Below are 19,387 nucleotides of genomic sequence, written 5' to 3'. Positions count from 1 at the left end.
CCTCCTACAGCTGTTTGGGATCCAGAACATCCCGGAGTCCGTCGCCCAGAAAGTTGATGGCCAGGACGAAGAAGGACAGGATGAGTCCCGGCAGGAGCCAGAGCCACCAGTTGTTCACGATGATGTCGATGGTCTTGGCGGCGTTGAGGATGTTGCCCCAGGTGGGTACCGATGAGGGGACGCCCAGACCGATGTAGGAGAGTCCTGCTTCAGCCAGGATGAATCCCGCGATGTTGATGGTGGTGGCCACGATGATGGGGGAAAAGGTGTTGGGCAGGATCTGCCGGAACATGATGGACACATCGCTGATGCCGAAGGCCTTGGACACTTCCACGAAGGTTTCTTCCCTAAGGGTGAGGAACTCATTGCGGATCATGCGGAAGGTGGTCATCCAGCCCGTGATGGAGAAGATGAAGATGAGGTTTCCCACACCCTGGCCCAGGATGCTCACCATGATGAGGATGAGGATCATCTGGGGGAAGGTCTGGAAGATCTCGGAGATGCGGATGAGGAGGGAATCGATCTTCCCGCCGAAGTAGCCGGCGATGCAGCCCAGGACCATGCCGATGAGGGAGCCCATGATGGAGCCGATGAAGCCCACCAGGATGGAGATCCGTCCGCCGTAGAGGACGCGGCTGAAGACGTCGCGGCCCAGCTTGTCGGTGCCGAAGAGATGGGCCGAGGACGGGGCTTTTCCGATGCTCGTCATGTCGATCTTCACCGGGTCATACTTCGTGATGAGGGGGGCGAAGACGGCGGTGAGGACGATGAGTCCCACCATGAGGAGGCCAAACATGGCCAGCCGGTTTCGGACGAACTTTTCGAGATTCTGTTTTAGAATGCTTGATTTAATCTGTTTTGTATTCTCCATGGGTTCTCCTTTCCTAATCCAGCCGCACGCGGGGATCCAGTGCTGCCGTGATGACGTCCACCAGGAAGCTGGCTGCCAAGATGGAGGCGGCGATGAGCATGGTGGTGATCATGATCACGGGGTAGTCTCCTGCGGATACGGCGCCCAGGATGGTAGAACCGATGCCGGGCCAGGAGAAGACGGACTCGATGACCACGGAGCCGCCGATGAGCATGGGCAGACGGAAAGCCAGGATGACCAAGGTGGGCCGAAGGGCGTTCCGGAAGGCGTGCTTGAGGTAAACCTTCCACTCAGGGATGCCCTTGCTGCGGGCGGTCTTGATGTAGTCCTTATTCATGACATCCAGCATGGAATTTCGGGTGTACCGAAGGAGCGTGGCGGTCATGGATATGGCCATGGTGAACATGGGGAGGATGAGATTGGGGATTCTTGAGACGAAGCCCGTACTTCCGGGGGGGATTCTCCCCCCGATGGGGAGAAGATCCAGCCGTACGGCGAAGATCATGAGGACCACGATGCCGAAGAAGAACTGGGGTACGGAGACGCCGATGACACCGACGATGCGGGCCAGGTAGTCCACGATGCTGTTCTGCTTGATGGCGGCCAGGAGGCCGAGGCCAATGCCTAAGATGGTGGAGAGGATGAGGGACCCGAAGGCCAGCTCAAAGGTGGCGGGCAGACGGCTCTTTAGGATGTCCAGGATGGACTGGCCGTTGATGATGCTGTAGCCGAATTTTCCCTGGAGGATGTCGCCCAGCCAGCGGAAGTAGCGGATGAACGCGGGATCGTTGAGGCCTAGGCTTTCGCGCAGGGCTTCAATGTTGGCGGCGTTGGCGGCCATGTCCGGCGATACCATATAGTTGATGGGATCGGTACCCGTAAGCTCCATTCCGAAAAACACCAGGGCGCTGATCACGATGAGCATCGGGATCATAAACAGCAGTTTCTTGATGATAAATTTCAGCATCTTATTCCCTTCCTTTTCTTTCCTCATTCAGCGTGTCATTAGTCTGGGTACAGCCCTGGGGCGATCCCCTATATCCAGACGAATGACAGTGAAAAACGGTATGGGGGTACATACCGTTATTCACTTCATTCCATTTACTTGTGGAGAATGGCCGCCTTGATTACTTCACGGTCCAGTTCTCAAACTGCATGTCGTAGTTGTACCAGGGGTTTCCGAATTCCACGCCTGCAGGGATGACCACCTTGTCATTGTTGACGTAGATCATCTGCTTCAGGTTGAAGAACGGAACCTTGAACAGGTTCTCCTGCTCCAGCTTCTGGAGGTCCTGGAGAATGGAAGCTCTTTCTGCGGGATCGGCCGTGGCCACCAGCTTGTTGATCAGTGCATCAAAGGTGGTGTCTCCGCCCAGGATGTTCTTGAAGTTGGCCTGGGTGGACTTGTACTCGCCGTACCACTCTTCGTAACCGAAGGCGGAGAGTCCCTTCAGGGCAAAGTCATAATCCTTGGTCTTGTAGAGCTCGGTGGTGGCGTCGTTCTGGAAGGCCATGACGTCAGTCTTGATGCCGACTTCGTTCAGGTAGAAGGCCACAGCATCCATGAAGTCGATGGAGGTCTGGTCATTATAGTAGTAACGGATCTTCAGGGTCTGGTTGAAGTCGAAGCCGGCTTCCTTCAGGAGTTCCTTGGCTTTTTCCGGGTTGTAGGCATAGTCTTCTGCACCCTTCAGGTAGGTGCCCAGGCCAGAGGGTACGCCGGTGTTGGAGAGAGCAGCCAGTTCTGGGTAGAGGGATTCGGCCAGGGTCTTGCGGTCTACGGCGTAGAGGATGGCTTCGCGGACACGCTTGTCGGAAATCTTCTCGTTGACCTTACCTTCGGTGTCCTTGATGTTGGCCACCAGGTAGCGGTAGAAGAGAATGTCTACGGGATACTGCTTGAAGCTCTTAATCTTATTATATTCGGAGATCTGTCCGGAGACGTTGGTGGTGATGAAGTCGCTCTTTCCAGCCTGGGCGGCGGCGACAAGATCGTTGATAAAGTTCACCTGGATCTTCTGGATCTTGGGGGCAGTGCCTTCATAGTTTTCGCTGGGTACTAAGGTGTAGTAGTTGTTTTCCACCACTTCGCCCACTTTATACATACCACTGGTTACAGGGCTCTTCCAGAAAGCATCGTTGTGGATTTCCAGGGGATTGGCGTTTTCCAACTTATGCTTGGGCAGGATAACGAACTGGCCGAGAACGTTCACCAGGTTTCCGGTGACGGCGTCCAGGGTGATGGTGATGGTCTTTCCGTCGACCTTCACACCTTCCAGGTCTGCGGCTCCTTCTTTCCAGGCCTTGGCTCCCTTGATGTTGGAGAAGGCGTTGGTGTAGATGCCGCTGGACTGGGATGCTTTCAGGTTGGTGGCGATGCTGAACTTTACGTCCTCTGCGGTGAGGGCTTCGCCGTCGGACCACTTGAGTCCGTCCTTCATGACCACGGTGAGGGTGAGGCCGTCATCGGAGAGTTTGAAGGACTCGGCCAGATCCGGTTCCACTTTGGTCAGGGTGGGATCTGCCAGGAACAGGGAGCGGTACATCATGAGGTTCACGATACCGCCGCGGTTAACCCACACATAGGGGAATCGGCCGGAGTTTTCAGCGGTCTGGGCTTCTGCCAGGAGCAGGGTTCCGTCGGAGACTTCTCCAGGGGTTTCTGCTGGGGTCTCGGCGGGAGTTTCAGCGGGGGTCGCAGCCTTTTGACAGCCGGCGAAGATCCCCAGGGACAGGATGGAAACGGCGATGAGAGCAATGATTTTCTTCAATGATTGTTCCTCCTTAATCGTTTCGATGATTTATTTTATTGATGAATCTTTCAGCAATCTCCTGGGGCCGGGTAATGGCTCCGCCCACTACTACGCAGTGAGCGCCCAGTTCCAGGGCTTTGGCGGCATCCTCCGGGGTATGGATTCTGCCTTCGGCAATGACAGGAATTGTCAGGTTTTGGGCAAGCCTTTCGATGAGTTCGAAGTCTGGTCCGTCCTTCTTGGGGCTGTAGTCCGTGTACCCGCTTAAGGTAGTTCCCACAAAGTCTACTCCGGCTTTCTCCGCTTCCACCCCTTCTTCGAAGGTGGAGATGTCGGCCATGAGAAGCTGCTCCGGATACTTGGCTTTGATCTCCTGGATGAACTCTCCGGCGGTCTTGCCGTCGGGCCGTTCCTGCTTGGTGCAGTCCAGGGCGATGATGTCGGCTCCTGCAGCGACCAAAGCGTCCACTTCCGCCATGGTGACGGTGATGTAGAGCTTGGTGGGGGGATAATCCTTCTTGAGGATTCCGATGACCGGCAGGTCTACGGTTTCTTTGATCTGAAGGATGTCGATCACCCCGTTGGCCCGGATGCCGGAGGCTCCTGCCCTTTGGGCGGCCAAGGCCATGAGTTTCATGATTCCGCCTTCTTCGCGGTAGAGAGGTTCTCCCTTCAGCGCCTGGCAAGAGACGATGATCTTCTTTCTCAGGGCGTCCAATAACGCTGTCTTATCCATGTGTCACTCCTTTTTGGAGCATATCTACTCCAGAATTTTAAATTTATGAATTTCGCTCCATGAGTGAAGTGTATCACAGGGTTATCTTTTTGTAAACATATACACTGAGGAAAATTTGTGAGAAAAACCGTATACATCGTATTGAATCCGTTTTCCCTTGTGGCTCAATGAAAACCTTATCGATGAACTTAAGCGGATGCATTGAAGTATACCTTAACTTCTTGTTCTCATTTGGTCCAGCTCTTTCGGAGTGTGCTCCAGAATGATGAGAATAGATGCCTTCCCCTGCTCCAATACTCCACTTTTCTGCAGTTTCCACTCCAGAAGTTTGACCAACTCGGTCGTTACCATTTATTAGTTTGTTACGGTATTCTTGAAACCCCCTAACGTTTTGGTTTGTCTCTATCTTATTCTCGAACTCCTCTTTTCACGACGAGTATTGAGGGACTTCACCACAGTCAGGCGAAAGATTCACCACAATATAAAACCCTCCTCATTCGAAGATGAGGAGGGCGATTAAAGCTATTGGATTTTCTAGTTTAACCTAATCGTTCTTCAGCTTGGGCTGACGCTTCCGCGTCAGGGATGCTCCAAGGAACATGAGGAAGACGGTTCCCCAAAGGAGCCAGGGCACGAAGTTCGACATCCAGGGATCGAAGAAGCTCAGGGCTGTGGGCACAAGGCACACGGCATAAGCGGCGATGCTGAAGGGTCCCTTATAGCGGTTGTAGTAGGTCTCCACCAGTCCGAAGGCAAAGCTCCAGAGGAGGGTGAAGAGGAAGACTCCTGCGGTTCCAAAATCCATATATGCCATGGAGATGAGGTTAAAGGTCGTCAGGTGATGGAGCACCCGGTAATCCTCCAGTTTCTCATCCTGGACTTCCAGCTCTTCATCGATGAAACTGGAACGAAGCACCACGTTGAAGGGCTTGATCTGGTAGAGTCCATAGGTGCTTTCGGTTTTCTGTTCCACTAGGGAGTTGAAGTTATCATGACTCACCGTAAGGTAGGAATAGAGGAAAGAAAGCTTCGGGGAAATCTGGAAGTTAATCCCCGGATTTGCGGTGATTTCTTCATCATCAGGGCTTGGCTCAGCATCTTTTGTAGGGAAAAACGCTGCCAGCTGGGCATCGGAGTAGCCTCGCAGGGATGATCCAGCCAAATAGCCAGAGACAATGAAGATTCCACAGATGATGAGCACCCAGAACTTCTTGCTACTCATGGCGTAGATGGATGCTGTGAGGACGATGGAAGCAATGATGTAGGCTCCCCGCTGGACTAGCAAGGTCGGAATGACCAGGACCAGGATGAACATATAGACAGCCAAGGTTACTTTCTTCCATTTAGCCAGGGTACAGTTGATCAGACAATAGAAGGATACTCCCACACTGGCAAGGCTGGCCACAAAGAACACATGGACTCGGCTATAGAAGTCCACATAGGCATTCTGATTGGTATTAATGACGAAGAACGGAATGTAACCCTTGATCATCACATTGGCAACGAAAGCCAGGATTCCGATAATGCTGGAGACCGTGGCCACCAGGAAGAGCTTCTCATCGGTGCTTCCAATTTGGAACTTTCTTTGCGCTTTGGATTTCACCTTACCGTTTAAGAAGTTTTCGATGGAAGGAAAGAGTGTGGCACTCAGATTAATCCCCGCCACAAATGTCACATGGGCAAGGCCCATATTAAGCCAGGTGGTGGAACTCCAGGGTTCCTGATAGCTGAGGAACTGGAATTGGGCGATGCCCGTGGTGAAGAGCCATACACCGGAGAAGACCGCTTTCAGCTTCAGGAAAGAGCGTTCTCCGTGGAAGGAATAGTAGAAATATAAAACGATGGCGGAGGCAACCAGCCCCAACGCTGCGAGAATAGTCAAGGTTGTGGAGAGCAGATAACCGATGAGGTATATTACCGCGATGATCAGGGATTCCCAGAGGACCTGATTCCACCCCGTAATTGTCTTTTGTCCTTTCTTTAACTCCATAATTCGTCCTTTCGATCGAGGATCATTTTTACTCATATTGATTAATTGTACAATTTTTTATTCTCTATTACAAACATTAACACTGTCTTAAAATTGTCTTATCTCAGGCTGATTTCCCCCTTCGTGTGCCTTGATTCTTTGGTATTTATTATTTAGTCGAGCTCTTCCTTAAGAAATTGGTTAAACAAGAGAAAGTAATAACGAAAAGCGTCCGCAACATGCGTGACGCTTTTTAAGGACCCTCAAAGTTGTTTTAGAGGATTTCAGAAAATCACTAATCCTCCGATGTATTTAGGACGGTTCTCCCAGGAAATCATCATCTTCATCGTCTGTCCTTTCCGGAATACTGAAAAGCTGACGTATTTCCTTGAGGGATTTTCCTCTTCCCTCCTCGAATGAATTGAACTTTTGGAGCCGTTGATGAATGTCCTGTGCCTGACTCTGACTAGCTTGAATTACCTGTTGTATCTTTTCTTCCACAGCCTCATTCAGACTCTCCACTTCTCGCAGGTAAGAATTGCGGTTCGCTTCAAATAAGGATTCAATCTGACTCATCTTAAATCCATGACGCACATCAAAGAGATCAGCCTTTTGCAGAACAACCTGTGTAAGGTTCATACAGACGATAGAGGTAAGGATCTGCAAGGGTTTGATCATCCAACTGGGGAGAACCATTGTAGGCTGAGCTTCCAGATAAGTAAACAGAGTATCCACTGCCAAGTTGGTGAGAGTTACCGCATAAAGACTTGTGACGGCATCGGCTTTTTCTGCTCTGGTGGCTGTTTTATCCCCCAGGATCCGAAGAGCATCGATGGAAGCCAGAAACACGGATTTCGCAGCCTTGACCATGCGAGCCACGGTATCTTTCACGAGGGAGATTAATATATCCATGAACGTCTTGACCCATTTTTTTACCGCATTAAATGCCGTATTCTTAAAGATGGACTTCATCTTGGCCAACATATATTTACCAATACGTTTCCCTGCAATTCCTATCTTTTCGAGAATCTCGTCCAGATTTCGAGGTTTTGCCTGAAGAATGATTTTCACCTCATGGATCAGTGGGGGGGCGCCAAAGTAAAGGATCTGTCCGGCGATGATTTTCCCGATGGCGTTTGCTGTTTCTTTTCCAGCATCAGCTGCCACTTGACCGTATTCGGTATACTTCAAGATCACCTTGCTTTCCCCGTTTTGTGAAGTCTTGATCCTTTCTTCCAGCTTGCGACGAATGCTTGCCGGGACTTTTCCTTCTTCGTTAAGATACCCCTTGTCCTGAAGATTCCTGATCTTCTCTCCGCCATTGTCCTTCTCCCACTGGTTACAGATGGCATCTGCCAGCTGCGCTGGGGACGCTTTATGGGTAATATCCTGTCCTGCTGCATCGAAAACTCGCACATCCCCTTTGGATGCATTGGCAGACTTATCCATCAGCGCAAAGTTATCTTGGGAGTTGTAGAACTCCCTCAGCTTCTCTCGTCCCACTTCATTGACATACCGACCATTGACCGAAGCGGCATTCAGAGCTTGGACATGGTCCACCTCTAACCGCCTTCGGCGATTTCCTTGGTCATCCACGACATATTCGCCTTCATTCCCTGTATATGAATCTATAATGGTTCCATTCTCTAGGTTTTTTTCATCGACATAAGCTTTTTTCTCCCGGGTGATCCTCGCCTGATCTTCATAACGCCGATGAGTCTTTCCGTCGCTTCCCTCAGAACTGATTTTATCGAAGAGTTTTGTCCGATGGATTTTGTCCGTTTGTTCAATCTGCTTCAATGTACCTGAATCCTGATCTGTATAGTTGTAGACTGATTTTCGAAGATCCTCCGTTTTCGAAAGGGGGTCAAAATCATCATCATAATCGAAGGTAAAAATGCGTTTTACCAGCTGATCCACGGTGATGTGGTAATCAGAGGTGTCGAAGTAGTTTCTGACCACCTCTCCAGCGAGATCCCTTCCACAACTGTGAAGAAACTGGGTCCCAAAGTTGTCGGTGAGTATGTCTTTCATATCTCGGTTCAGCTTTTCTGCCCAAGCGCTGTATACTCGTTCCTCCTCTTCCATGGCAGCTTGTTGAAGAAGAATGGCTTCCTGCAAGGTCATCCTTTTGCTTCACTTCCTTCAGCTTTTTCTAAATTGGTAAAATCATAACACATTTTCTGGATCTCCTGGAACTTATGCTTCAGCTGCTCCCCCTCCTGAACTTCTATTCCTTGCAGCAGCTCCGTGAGGACTGGATGAAGATAGACGTCCAGAATCAAGTGATAAAGCTCATTGGTGTCATGAACAAAGGCATAATAAGAACTATATTCGTTATCTTTGTATTTTCCGATGGGCTGAAAATCAATTTTTGTGATAGGAATCCCCTGGCTTCGCTGAATACGGACATCCTCCGCCAGCAAAAATGCTTGGATGCGTCCAAACTGAGGGTAAAAGACTTCTTCAAAGGCTTCTCCAATAATTTCCATAGTATAGAGATACAGATGGGCCAGTTCGCATGCATTTTCCATGGTCTTCAGCATGGAACGTCTTGCCTGGAGATCCGGCTCGCACTGTAGCTTGAATTCAAGAAGCCTAGCTTGTGCTTCTTCTTCGGCTTTTTTTCCATTCCAAAGCAATTTTAGTGCATTGAACTGCGCATATCCCACCATCGCAGGAATGGCGATAGGAGCCATTCCGACAGCCATAATCCCTACCCAAGGCATAGCTTTTTTAAGTAAGCGATCATTCTCAGCCCCCAGAGAGATACCCCCTTGAAGCCCGGCTTCCTCCACGAGAACTTCTTGTCGAAGATCCAGTTGTGACTTTTCATTCACATAGGCGAAGGGATTGAGTTCTCTTGGTTTTTTTCCGAGACTGACTAAAAAGTCATCCAGTTTTTTCATCTGGGGTTTAAAGACAAAACGGCGGTGGACATTGATCAGAGGCGTCATGTCATTATAATCCCGAGTCTTTTCCCGAATTGCTTCGTTGATCTTCTCAGCTTCTTTCAAGTAGACTTCATACTCCGATTCCAAAAGCTTTTCCGCTACTTCATTGAGATCTTCAACTACTTCTGGAACTTCTTCAACTGTTTCAATTCCAGACAAGGACACCTCTTTTTTAGACTTCCTTGACGCAAAGAACTTCATTGCTGCACCTCATTTCTCTTACTTTGCACATCATCCAAGGTTGTCTCCCACATTTTCCCCTCTTTTACCTGAAAAGCATAAGTACCATATTCATTCTTTACCACCATTCGGTATGAATCCGTCTCCCCTTCCACCAAAACATAACCCTCCGATGTGGGTATGATTTGTGTTTTTTCACTTTTCCCCTCGATTTTAGCAACCTTTTTCCCGGAGACAGCGATGAATAACGCCAGAATACTTATCCCTAAAGCCAACCACTCCATAAATGTCCTCCAAATCATATTTCTTAAAGTGTAACATAGAAACATTTCTATAGACTATCCATACTTAAAATGTTTTACATATTGAATAATTGTGTCTTCGTTTCGTCGCTATCCTTCGTGCTCAATGTTTCCCGACAACATCCTATGTTATCTGTACAAAGGGAAGACCTCTTCTATGTCTCCATAGAAGAGGTCTGACAGAATATTATTACTCGCTTCCTATTGCAGCCCTAGATAATGTGAGTATTTAGTTCCTTGAATCGATGAACTGATGGACTTCATCAGCTGATGGGATGGAGTTTTGTGCGCCTCTGCGTGTTACCGATAGGGCTGCAGCGTGCTTCGCCCAGTGGATCGCCGCTTCCAGGGATTCACCCTCGGCGAGATAACTGGCCAACGCTCCATTAAATGTGTCTCCTGCGGCTGTGGAATCAACTTCCTGAACCGCTACAGGCGCAAATGCCCACGTCTTATGCCTTTCCAGTAGATATCCCCCTTTTCCTCCCAGCGTCACGATGCATTGTTTAGGGCCTCTTTCCAGAAGGTCCTTCACTTCAGCACTCAACTCCGAACCTTCCACACTGAAGGCTTTCCCTGTCAGGTATTGGAGTTCCGTTTCATTGGGCGTAAGTATATCCACATTCTTCAAATCTTCAAAGGTCAGAGATGCATGATAAGGAGCTGGATCTAAAATCACTTTTGTATTTTGACCTTTATGGCTCAGTACATACTTCACACTGTCCAGCGGAATCTCCAGCTGAAGAAGGATGATGTCGGCTTGTTGGATCACTTCTTCATGTTGTCTCAAATAGTCCACGGTGCAATCAAGGTTAGCCCCGGGCATGACAACAATCATATTTTCTCCCTGCTCCGTGACTAAGATAAATGCACTTCCCGTGGGTTTGGGGGAAATGTACACCTGGTCCACATGAACACCGACAGATCGCAAATTTACCAACGACATTTGGCCGTCGCCATCGTTTCCCACAGCCCCTAGGAGGGTGACATCTGCTCCTAGTTTTGCTGCGGCATAGGCCTGGTTAGCCCCTTTCCCTCCACAGGACTCCGTTGCATCATCTCCGAGGATGGTTTCCCCGCTTTGGGGAAGATGGTGGAGGACTGTGGTTTTGTCCACATTGACACTTCCGATTACAACAACCTTAGACATGAGATTACTCTCCTTTAAGCGCAGTATAGGCGGTAAACGTATCTTCAGCAATCTTTCGGATCGTGGTCTTCTCATAACCACGATAAAGGCTTTCAAACTCATCGTTGAAGGGCTCCAGCCACTTGTCATGGATACCCGCAAATCCGTGAATCACGCCGTAGATGGTTCCAATCATTCCCGCATTGCAGTCCACATCCTGTCCGCACATGGCAATGATATGCATGCATTCGTCGAAATCCTCTTCCCCATAATACAGTGCGACAACTTCAGCTGCTGCATTGGGATAGGTATGGATCCAGTTGTATCTTCGATATTTTTCTTCACAGGCTCGCCATGCTGGTTCCCAGCTGTCATGCTGCAGACATTGTTCATGGGCAAACTTGACAACGGAGTAATATTCGCTGTCGTGGGGAATTAGATCGATGGTTTGCTCCAGAATCGTCCGCACATGAGAGTTAGTCCAGGACAGTGCAGTAAGAACGGCATTGAACACTTCACCCATAATTCCGTTGTTTACATGGGAGATGGATCCATCCATCCAGGCCAGCCGAGCTGCAAGCTCAGGATTTCCTGGCGCAACCAGACCAAAGATCGAACCTCTCATTTGTGCCCCAATCCATTCATTCCAGGGGTTATTAACCTTTGCGCTTTCTGGGGGGAAGATCCCTCGCTTAAGATTTTGCAGGGCAACTTCTTCAGCAGACCACGTATAGGTGATATTGGCAATCCACTCCAAGGCAATATCCTCAGCCGTGACTTCTTTTCCCTTCTTGTTGATGGCATCGATGATGGCCAGCTCAAACAGGTTATCGTCATTGTGCGTGGAAGGTTTGCGAAGATATCCCCGCACTTCCCCAAACTTCTTGCGAATATTGTCTGTGGTATAGCCTTCGATGATGGTTCCGAGTGCTCCTCCGGCGATCTGCGCACACCATGCTGCATGGATCTTTTCGATGATCTCATCATCTGTTAGGTTGATTTCCTGAGCTTCGGGGAAGCTTACCTTTTCCAGATACTGCTCGAAAGACTCATACTGAGGATAGTTCCAATAAGGATCCTCCAGATTTTTTGGAGCTTCAGAAAGACACTTGAAAATTAATGCAATGTTCTTCAGGAGTGTGCCATGATCCCCTGTTTCATAGGCGATCTGCGTGGGGACGATCAGCTTCTCCGCTTCGCGGACATCATAGCCTTTATTTTGCTGGGCTTGAATCGCTCCAATGAGCACATGGTCTGGGGCCATGGATCCAGGCACTTCCGAGAACCATCGTTTACGATAATGCTCAACTTCCAGAGCTCCGCGATCCACGTAGTTTTGTGTCCAGGAAGCCTCCTCTTCAGTCTGCAGCCTCGGTTCAGTGGAATTGATCATATCAATGGCGATTTGTCTTGCAGTCTTGCCTTCATAAAATTCTACTTTTTTTATACTCACAACATCTACTCCTTCATTTTGCGTTTTTTCTTCTCTTGGTCAATATAAGAGTATACGGTAATCACAATAATGGTGATGACATACGGGATTGCCTGAACCAGCCGCGCAGGAAGGTTCATTCCTTGGAGACGGATGGCTAGGGAGTCCACGGCTCCGAAGAGAAGTGAGGACAAGAGAACCCCTAAGGGATTTCCTCTTCCCATTCCCTCAGCCGCCATACCGATAAACCCGCGTCCAGCGACCATATCTCGAGTAAAGTTGGAGATATAGGACATGGACATGAAAACACCACCTAAGCCTGCCAGGGCCCCTGCAATTCCTGCAGATAAATAACGGGTTTTCACCACATTGATCCCTACAGAACTTGCAGCACCAGGATTTTTTCCCACGGCCCGGATTCGAAGTCCCATGGGTGTTCGATACAAGAAGTAGTAGGTCACCACAACCATGGCAAATCCGAGATAGGTCAGTAAGCTGTGCCCAGAAAGCACTTCTCCAAGGATGGGGATGTCTTTCAAAATGGGAATATCCCAATTGGGCACTGTGGGACTGGGAAGGTTTTGGGATGATCCCTTTTCTCCAGCCAGAATATAGAGCAGGAAGACCGTGAAGCCGCTGGAAAAGGTGTTGATGGATATTCCTGCCAGGATATCATTGGCTCGCATCTTATTGGTCATATACACATAGACGATACTTAAGAAGGCTCCGCAGAGCATCCCAAAAAGGATTCCGCCGAGAAAACTACGGGTGTAATGCGCTCCAAGAACACCAATCAGTGCCGAGCTGAGCATCATTCCTTCAGTTCCGATGGCATCGACGCCACCCTTATAGAACATCATACAGGCGAGAGATGCAAACAAGATGGGGGTCATGACCCGGAGGACCGTGAAGAAGTAATCTGCATTGAAAATTACATCGATGAAGTTACTCAAGGTTTGCTGCCTCCTTCTCCATTTTACTGACTTCCTGCATCATGACTTTCTTCTTATATCCGCTTAAGAGTGCCTGTGCGGATATAAAGATAATCATCACCGCTTGAATGATTTGGACAATTTCAAAAGGTACATTGCTTTCTCTTGCCATGATATCTGCACCAATCTTTAGATAGCTGATGAAGAGAGCAGCAAAGGGGAGATTTTTAGGATTGTGGCGGGCGATGATGGCGATGGGAATGCCATCCCAGCCATACCCTGTGAGTCCGCCGAACTGAAAGCGGTTATACATGCCTAATAGTTCTACAGATCCGCCCATTCCGGCGACAAATCCACCTAACAGCTGAGTTAACAGGATAATCGAGGTACTCCCAATCCCTACATACTCAGCCATTTTCCGATTGGCACCCACAAGCTTGCTTCGGAAGCCAAAGGCGGATCGGTGGAGCATCAGCCAGGCCATGCCAATGACGACCAGGGCAATGATAAGTCCCAGATGAACTCGCGTCCCGGAGATGAGCTTTGGAAGCCCCACCCCTGGATCAAACTTATAGGAATACGGGGAATTGACTTGAGGATCAAGGAAGTATCCATGGATGAAGTAGAGCCCCACATTGAGACAGACAAAGTTCAGCATGAGGGATGTCACAATCTCATTGGCATTGAATTTAACTTTCAAAAAGCCTGGGATAAACGTGACGAAGGATCCGGCAAGGCCTGCTGCAAGAACGGCCAGGATCATCCGAAGAACCGGCGCGACATCCAAGCTAAGAATAACAATTGTGGCGACCACAGCTCCGGAAAAAATCGCGCCTTCTCCCGACAGGTTGAAAAGACCTGTGCGAAAGAGAAAAATAATCGCCAATCCTGAAAACATAAGCGGAATCATCAGTTCAACGATATTCCCCATTCGTCGGATGGATTTTAAGGGCCCCAGTAGAAAACTGGATATGGCGCCCATGGGATCATCACTGACGAAGAAGATGATCACAAAGACAATGAGCAGCGAGAGAGCAATGGCCGTGAGCATTTTGAGAAGCTCCACCCGGTTGACTTTACGATTCATAGTGCTCACCTTCTTTCCCTTGCGTTTTAACGCCTAACATATACAGCCCTACTTCGTCTTCCGAGATCTTTTGTGTGTTATCCAGCTGTGCTACAACTTTTCCTTTATGCATGACAAGGACGATATCGCTTAGCTCCAGCAGCTCATTAAGATCTGCAGAAATCAGAATAACTCCTTTTCCGGAATCTCGGAACTTTACGAGCTCCTGCCAGATAAATTCCTGCGCCCCCACATCGATGCCCCGAGTGGGCTGATTAGCCAAGAGCACCTCAGGATTTGCGGACAGTTCCCGGGCAACTACCACTTTCTGCATGTTTCCTCCAGAAAGCATATCAAGAGTCTGCTCTTGATTCATGGAGACAATATTGAAGAGCTTGATCAAGTCACTGGCTGCATTCTTCATTTCGCGAAGATTGATGAGTCCTAACTTGCCTTTTTTCTTCTCTTCAATCTTATCGGCAAACAAGTTCTCCCAAATGGAAAGACTGGTCGCACTTCCTGTTACAATACGGTCTTCCGGGATATAAGCCAGCCCCTTATTTCGTCGAGACCCGATAGTTTCACGGGTCAGATTCTCGCCTTTGAGATCCACGGTTCCCGAAGAAACCGTCATGATTCCAAAAATTGCATCCGCCAGTTCTGACTGTCCATTGCCTTCCACACCGGCGATGCCAATAATCTGGTTTCGCTTTAAGGATAAACTGACCTTGTCCACGACGCGTACTCCGCTTTCGTTATACACGGTGATGTCCTTCACTTTCAGCAAATGCTCACCAGGAACTTTCGGCTCTTTCTCAACGCGAAGCAGGACATCACGACCGACCATCAATTTGGAAATGCCTTCCGCTGTAGCCCCCTTCACAGGAAGAGTTTCAACGGTCTTTCCTTTTTTCAGCACGGTGATCTGATCACAGATGGCGAGAACTTCCTGGATTTTATGGGTAATGAAAACAATGGTGTATCCGCTTTCTTTTAGCAGCGTCAGCTGCTGAAAGAGTTCATCGGTTTCCTGAGGGGTAAGTACTGCGGTGGGCTCGTCCAGAATGATCAGTTCTGATCCCCGTGTAAGCACCTTTAAGAGTTCAATTTTCTGTTTCTGGCTGACGGATAGATTTTCTACGATATCGGTGGGAGTGATGCGGAGATTGAATTTCTCCGCATACTCTTCCACTAATTTGATGGCCTGAGTCCGATTGATAAAAACTCCGGATCGAGGCTCCATGCCCAAGATGACATTCTCGTAAACGGATAGATTATCCACCAGCATGAAATGCTGATTGACCATACCGATCCCTTTCTGAATCGCTTGCGCGGGATTGGAAACTTGGAGCCGGTCCCCTTTAAAATAGATTTCTCCTTCATCGGGCTGTTCCAGACCAAAGAGGATTTTCATGAGCGTGCTTTTTCCTGCACCGTTCTCACCCATCAAGGCATGGATTTCACCCTTATTGACTCGGAGATTCACATCTTTATTGGCCACAACACCGTTGGGATAAACCTTTCGGATGTTTTCCATTCTCAATAGTTCTGACATAGTTCCTCCTGATCTCCCTGACGAAGGGAATCTGCTTACGGTTTTACAGAATTGACGATCCCGTCGACGATGCTCTGTTCCACGCCTAAGGCTGTGGAGACCTTGATCTTGCCTGCCACAATGTCTGCACGGGCAGCAGTGACCTGATCACGGATGTCCTGGGGTACATTCTTCAGATAGTATTCATTCTCTACGATGTCGGTGGTTTTCTCTTTTACGCCCAGCACATCGGTGGTACCATACTTGTCTGCACCCTTGCCGACGTTATCCGCGTAGATGTAAAGGGACTCTCCCACTTCCTTGATGACGGAGGTCAGGATCACATTGGCTTTCTTTTCATCGGTTTCGCCTAACAGGGCTGCCTGATCGGAGTCTACACCGATGATATACTTGTTCTGTTCTGCTGCGGCTTCGATGACGCCTAAACCTGCAGTCATGGCTGCGGGGAAGATAATGTCAACGCCCTGGTTAAACTGTGCGTTGGCCAGTTCCTTTGCTTTTGCCGTATCTGTCCAGCTTCCCACATAGGACACATAAACTTTGACATTGGGGTTAACGGATTTTGCGCCTTCAATGTAGCCCACGAGGAAGTCACTGATGATGGGACCTGCATCTCCACCGATGAAGCCGATCTTGTCGTCGCTGTTGGCGTATTCCATGGAGGATTTCGTCACCAGGCCAGCTACAACACCGCCGAGGTAAGAGCCTTCATTTTGCTTGTAGGAGATGGCGTAAATGTTCTCGGATGAGCCTTCTTCGACGGCTGCATCAAAGAGAACATACTTCTGATCGGGGAAATCGGGAGCGATACGTTCTACGATTTCCTGGATTCCTGATCCATTGAGGAAAATTGCGGTATATTCTCCACTCTCGGAGAGATCCAGGATTGTGGGTTCCCATTTTGTCTGGTCCCGGCCGATTTCTACAATCTTGGTTTCATAGCCGAGTTCTTTGGTGATTTTCTGTGTCCCGGCTGCTGCGGAGTCATTGAATGACTTATCGCCGAGCTGATCGGTCACAACGAAGACGAAAGAGGGTTTGTTTTCCGCTGGGGTTTCACTGGGCGTTTCTGTTGGTGTTTTTGCGGGAGCGCCACAGGCAGTGAGGGTAAGGACGGATACAGCGAGAATGGCTAACAGATGCTTTGCTTTTTTCATCGAAATCTCTCCTCTTATTTTCGAATGTGGTGATATATGGTTAAACGTTTTATCACCCTTCTAAAATTTATAATATCGTTTACAACCTGTAAAGTCAAGTTATAATGAAAGAAGAAATGATCTCCTGACTACGATATCATTCGACAATTATTTAGAGATAGGAGTGACAATATGAGCATAAAACTAAAAGATATTGCAAAAATACATGGCGTATCCATTGCCACCGTGTCCTTGGTCCTGAACGACAAACCCATTCGGATCTCAGAAGAAAAGAGGCTGCAGATCCTTGAGACGGCGAAGGAAATGAACTATCGGGCCAACCTGGCAGCACGGACACTGGTGACGAAGAAATCGCATATTCTGGGGCTCATCGTTCCCGATATCGAGAACGTGTTTTTTTCTAAATTAGCTAAAAATTTGGAAGAAATTTGTTTGAACAACCACTACATCCTTCTTATTTTAATCAGCAATGATCATCTGAACTCTGATCTCATGCTTTTGGATCTTCTCATCAGCCGCCAGGTGGATGGTATTTTTCTCTGTCCAAGTAATGAAGCATTCAACTCGGATTTGCTGACGGAAAAACTAAAAGGAATCACGACACCCGTTATCCTTGTGGACCGAGTGTTTCGTGATTCCCCTCTTAATAAGGTCTATTTTGATCATCAGGCTGGCGCCTACGAGGCGGTTACGCATCTCATTGCTAAAGGTCATCAGAAGATCGCCATCATCGCTCCACCCGTGGAAACGAAGCTGAAGAATCCTCGTCTGGCCGGTTATCTCCACGCCCTGGAGGATCACCATCTTCCAGTGGACGAAAACCTGATCTACCATGGTGACTATAAGTTTAAAAGCGGGTATCAGATTGCCCAAAAGATTCTCCAGACTGATGTCACCGCCGTTTTCTCCTGCAATGACATGATGACTTTGGGTTTCTTAAAAGCAGCACAAGAAAAAGGGAAGCAGATTCCTCGAGATATTTCATTAGTCAGCTATGATAATATCCTGGATGATTTCACCTTCGGGGTTGAAGTCACTTCCGTTGTTCAGGATACTGCTTTGCTCGCACAAGAGTCCTTCAAGGTATATCAAAAATACATCAAGACAAAAAAGTCAAAAGAGATGATCCTCAAGACGGAAATGATTAACCGAGGTAGTGTTTTGAATATCTAGGTGAGTATGACGCTCTGAAAGAGCACAGATACATTTTTTGAGAGCCACAACATCGGTATTCGAGAGTCATGATTTCGCATCTGAGGGCCAACTCGCGGTAACCCCTTCCTTATGCCTAGTCATTCATTGCATGCCGTTCTCTCATGGAGAGGTTCTGTCAATCACCAAGTGTAGCTATTATGGATTACACGGTCAAGAATGGCATCCGAGATCGTTCCATCCATACTACCTCCCTTGGCGTACTGCGAGCAGAAGATGGTGGAACATCCCTCTTCACGGGCTTCAATGATCTCGAGGAGATCCCGCGAAGCTGTTTCCCTAAGAGTGGATGCCCTGAGTCCCATGGCGCTCATCCTCGTGGGCCAAACCGAGTTCTGGGACAAGCTCCAGATGCAGTCCTACACCGCCATCCGCCAACGCATGGACATCCAGTGCAAAATGCCGGTCTTGGACCACGCCCAAGTAAAAGCTTATGTGAAGCGGCACCTGACCTACGCCGGCACCGACCACGAGCTTATCTCCGATGAAGCCCTGGAAATGATTTACCGCTACTCCGGCGGCTCCGCCCGCCTGGTCAACAAAGTCTGCACTAGCACGCTGATTTATGGTTGCCAGAATGGCAAACTGTTAAAGACGTCATTTAAAGCCCAAAACCTCTTAGTGTAGAATTTTTGTTGGACGAAAAAAGAGAATAGCTCTAACCGTGTTATGATTAAAGTTGCAACCAATAACACTTCACGGAAGGAGCTATCCTCATGAACATTATAACGGACATCATCGAAAAAATCATTACCCTTATGAACTCATTAGAAGATAAAATCCAGGAGGCGTAGGATTGACGGGGTTGGTGGATTGCACCAAGGCTGTCACCGACGACATCGGCAGACTCCTCCTGGCAGAGAACGTGAGGACGATCGAGCAGTCCATGCAAAACAGCGAAGAGCGAAAGGCGGAATGGGTTGTTCAGGCCCGAGGGCGGGAAAAGACTATTTCCACCCTGCTTGGGGATCTGCAGTATGAGCGGACCTACTATAGGCACCGGGTCACCGGTGAGTTCAAGTATCTGACGGATGAGTTGCTGGGACTGGAACCTCATCAGCAGATCGATACCGGGCTTCAAGCCGATATGCTGACCAAAGCCAAGGAAATGTCCTATGAGCAAGTGGTGCAAAGCTATG

17 protein-coding genes are annotated in these 19,387 nt (G+C 48.7%); 3 read left to right on the top strand and 14 right to left on the bottom strand.

Annotation, left to right across the window (positions count from 1 at the left end; genetic code table 11):
- Positions 1-4: 4 nt before the first annotated feature.
- The 14 genes from KCG48_RS01700 to KCG48_RS01635 form a co-directional block, all read right to left on the bottom strand.
- Positions 5-871, bottom strand: coding sequence for an ABC transporter permease (locus KCG48_RS01700; RefSeq protein ID WP_211799569.1), 867 nt, complete (start codon positions 869-871; stop codon positions 5-7).
- 13 nt (positions 872-884) lie between these two features.
- Positions 885-1,838, bottom strand: coding sequence for an ABC transporter permease (locus KCG48_RS01695; RefSeq protein WP_211799568.1), 954 nt, complete (start codon positions 1,836-1,838; stop codon positions 885-887).
- Between the two features lie 160 nt (positions 1,839-1,998).
- Positions 1,999-3,642, bottom strand: coding sequence for an ABC transporter substrate-binding protein (locus KCG48_RS01690; protein ID WP_211799567.1), 1,644 nt, complete (start codon positions 3,640-3,642; stop codon positions 1,999-2,001).
- A gap of 13 nt (positions 3,643-3,655) precedes the next feature.
- Positions 3,656-4,360: an N-acetylmannosamine-6-phosphate 2-epimerase gene (locus tag KCG48_RS01685; protein ID WP_211799566.1), complete on the bottom strand. Its 705-nt coding sequence runs from the start codon at positions 4,358-4,360 to the stop codon at positions 3,656-3,658.
- Positions 4,361-4,904: 544 nt separating this feature from the next.
- The gene (locus KCG48_RS01680; RefSeq protein WP_211799565.1) at positions 4,905-6,350 is read right to left on the bottom strand and encodes an O-antigen polymerase; all 1,446 of its coding nucleotides are present in this window, start codon (positions 6,348-6,350) and stop codon (positions 4,905-4,907) included.
- 291 nt (positions 6,351-6,641) lie between these two features.
- Positions 6,642-8,456, bottom strand: a complete 1,815-nt coding sequence (locus KCG48_RS01675; protein WP_211799564.1) for a hypothetical protein — start codon at positions 8,454-8,456, stop codon at positions 6,642-6,644.
- On the bottom strand, positions 8,453-9,484 hold the full coding sequence (locus KCG48_RS01670) for a hypothetical protein (RefSeq protein ID WP_211799563.1): 1,032 nt from the start codon (positions 9,482-9,484) through the stop codon (positions 8,453-8,455). The genes KCG48_RS01675 and KCG48_RS01670 overlap by 4 nt, the downstream gene beginning before the upstream one ends.
- On the bottom strand, positions 9,481-9,747 hold the full coding sequence (locus tag KCG48_RS01665; protein ID WP_211799562.1) for a hypothetical protein: 267 nt from the start codon (positions 9,745-9,747) through the stop codon (positions 9,481-9,483). The genes KCG48_RS01670 and KCG48_RS01665 overlap by 4 nt, the downstream gene beginning before the upstream one ends.
- A gap of 247 nt (positions 9,748-9,994) precedes the next feature.
- A complete protein-coding gene (gene rbsK, locus KCG48_RS01660; RefSeq protein WP_211799561.1) occupies positions 9,995-10,915 on the bottom strand; it encodes a ribokinase in 921 nt (306 codons plus the stop codon).
- A gap of 4 nt (positions 10,916-10,919) precedes the next feature.
- A complete protein-coding gene (locus KCG48_RS01655) occupies positions 10,920-12,347 on the bottom strand; it encodes an ADP-ribosylglycohydrolase family protein (protein WP_211799560.1) in 1,428 nt (475 codons plus the stop codon).
- A gap of 5 nt (positions 12,348-12,352) precedes the next feature.
- Complete coding sequence (locus KCG48_RS01650) at positions 12,353-13,279, bottom strand: ABC transporter permease (RefSeq protein ID WP_230976953.1); 927 nt, start codon at positions 13,277-13,279, stop codon at positions 12,353-12,355.
- The gene (locus tag KCG48_RS01645; RefSeq protein ID WP_211799559.1) at positions 13,272-14,345 is read right to left on the bottom strand and encodes an ABC transporter permease; all 1,074 of its coding nucleotides are present in this window, start codon (positions 14,343-14,345) and stop codon (positions 13,272-13,274) included. The genes KCG48_RS01650 and KCG48_RS01645 overlap by 8 nt, the downstream gene beginning before the upstream one ends.
- Positions 14,335-15,879 carry an ABC transporter ATP-binding protein gene (locus KCG48_RS01640; protein ID WP_211799558.1) on the bottom strand — a complete coding sequence of 515 codons (1,545 nt, stop codon included), beginning with the start codon at positions 15,877-15,879 and terminating at the stop codon, positions 14,335-14,337. The genes KCG48_RS01645 and KCG48_RS01640 overlap by 11 nt, the downstream gene beginning before the upstream one ends.
- A 35-nt stretch (positions 15,880-15,914) precedes the next feature.
- On the bottom strand, positions 15,915-17,036 hold the full coding sequence (locus KCG48_RS01635) for a BMP family lipoprotein (protein WP_211799557.1): 1,122 nt from the start codon (positions 17,034-17,036) through the stop codon (positions 15,915-15,917).
- A 171-nt stretch (positions 17,037-17,207) separates the two neighbouring features.
- On the opposite strand from KCG48_RS01635, the gene KCG48_RS01630 reads away from it, so the two are divergent.
- The 3 genes from KCG48_RS01630 to KCG48_RS01615 form a co-directional block, all read left to right on the top strand.
- Positions 17,208-18,209 (top strand): LacI family DNA-binding transcriptional regulator, encoded by a 1,002-nt coding sequence (locus tag KCG48_RS01630; protein WP_211799556.1) that lies wholly within the window; start codon positions 17,208-17,210, stop codon positions 18,207-18,209.
- Between the two features lie 285 nt (positions 18,210-18,494).
- Complete coding sequence (locus KCG48_RS01620; RefSeq protein WP_211799837.1) at positions 18,495-18,875, top strand: hypothetical protein; 381 nt, start codon at positions 18,495-18,497, stop codon at positions 18,873-18,875.
- Positions 18,876-19,044: 169 nt separating this feature from the next.
- Positions 19,045-19,387, top strand: a 343-nt coding sequence (locus KCG48_RS01615; protein ID WP_211799554.1) for a UPF0236 family transposase-like protein, incomplete at its 3' end; no start/stop codon positions are given.

Origin of the sequence: Proteiniclasticum sediminis (assembly GCF_018128025.1) — a bacterium.
Classification (GTDB): domain Bacteria; phylum Bacillota; class Clostridia; order Clostridiales; family Clostridiaceae; genus Proteiniclasticum; species Proteiniclasticum sediminis.
This window is presented reverse-complemented; position numbering and strand designations above follow the sequence as displayed.

What these genes read in the sequence shown, in the direction of transcription:
- KCG48_RS01700 (WP_211799569.1), bottom strand. Translation starts at nt 871, where the DNA reads ATGGAGAATACAAAACAGATTAAATCAAGCATTCTAAAACAGAATCTC.
- KCG48_RS01695 (WP_211799568.1), bottom strand. Translation starts at nt 1,838, where the DNA reads ATGCTGAAATTTATCATCAAGAAACTGCTGTTTATGATCCCGATGCTC.
- KCG48_RS01685 (WP_211799566.1), bottom strand. Translation starts at nt 4,360, where the DNA reads ATGGATAAGACAGCGTTATTGGACGCCCTGAGAAAGAAGATCATCGTC.
- KCG48_RS01680 (WP_211799565.1), bottom strand. Translation starts at nt 6,350, where the DNA reads ATGGAGTTAAAGAAAGGACAAAAGACAATTACGGGGTGGAATCAGGTC.
- KCG48_RS01675 (WP_211799564.1), bottom strand. Translation starts at nt 8,456, where the DNA reads ATGACCTTGCAGGAAGCCATTCTTCTTCAACAAGCTGCCATGGAAGAG.
- KCG48_RS01670 (WP_211799563.1), bottom strand. Translation starts at nt 9,484, where the DNA reads ATGAAGTTCTTTGCGTCAAGGAAGTCTAAAAAAGAGGTGTCCTTGTCT.
- KCG48_RS01665 (WP_211799562.1), bottom strand. Translation starts at nt 9,747, where the DNA reads ATGGAGTGGTTGGCTTTAGGGATAAGTATTCTGGCGTTATTCATCGCT.
- rbsK (WP_211799561.1), bottom strand. Translation starts at nt 10,915, where the DNA reads ATGTCTAAGGTTGTTGTAATCGGAAGTGTCAATGTGGACAAAACCACA.
- KCG48_RS01645 (WP_211799559.1), bottom strand. Translation starts at nt 14,345, where the DNA reads ATGAATCGTAAAGTCAACCGGGTGGAGCTTCTCAAAATGCTCACGGCC.
- KCG48_RS01640 (WP_211799558.1), bottom strand. Translation starts at nt 15,879, where the DNA reads ATGTCAGAACTATTGAGAATGGAAAACATCCGAAAGGTTTATCCCAAC.
- KCG48_RS01635 (WP_211799557.1), bottom strand. Translation starts at nt 17,036, where the DNA reads ATGAAAAAAGCAAAGCATCTGTTAGCCATTCTCGCTGTATCCGTCCTT.
- KCG48_RS01630 (WP_211799556.1), top strand. Translation starts at nt 17,208, where the DNA reads ATGAGCATAAAACTAAAAGATATTGCAAAAATACATGGCGTATCCATT.
- KCG48_RS01620 (WP_211799837.1), top strand. Translation starts at nt 18,495, where the DNA reads ATGATCTCGAGGAGATCCCGCGAAGCTGTTTCCCTAAGAGTGGATGCC.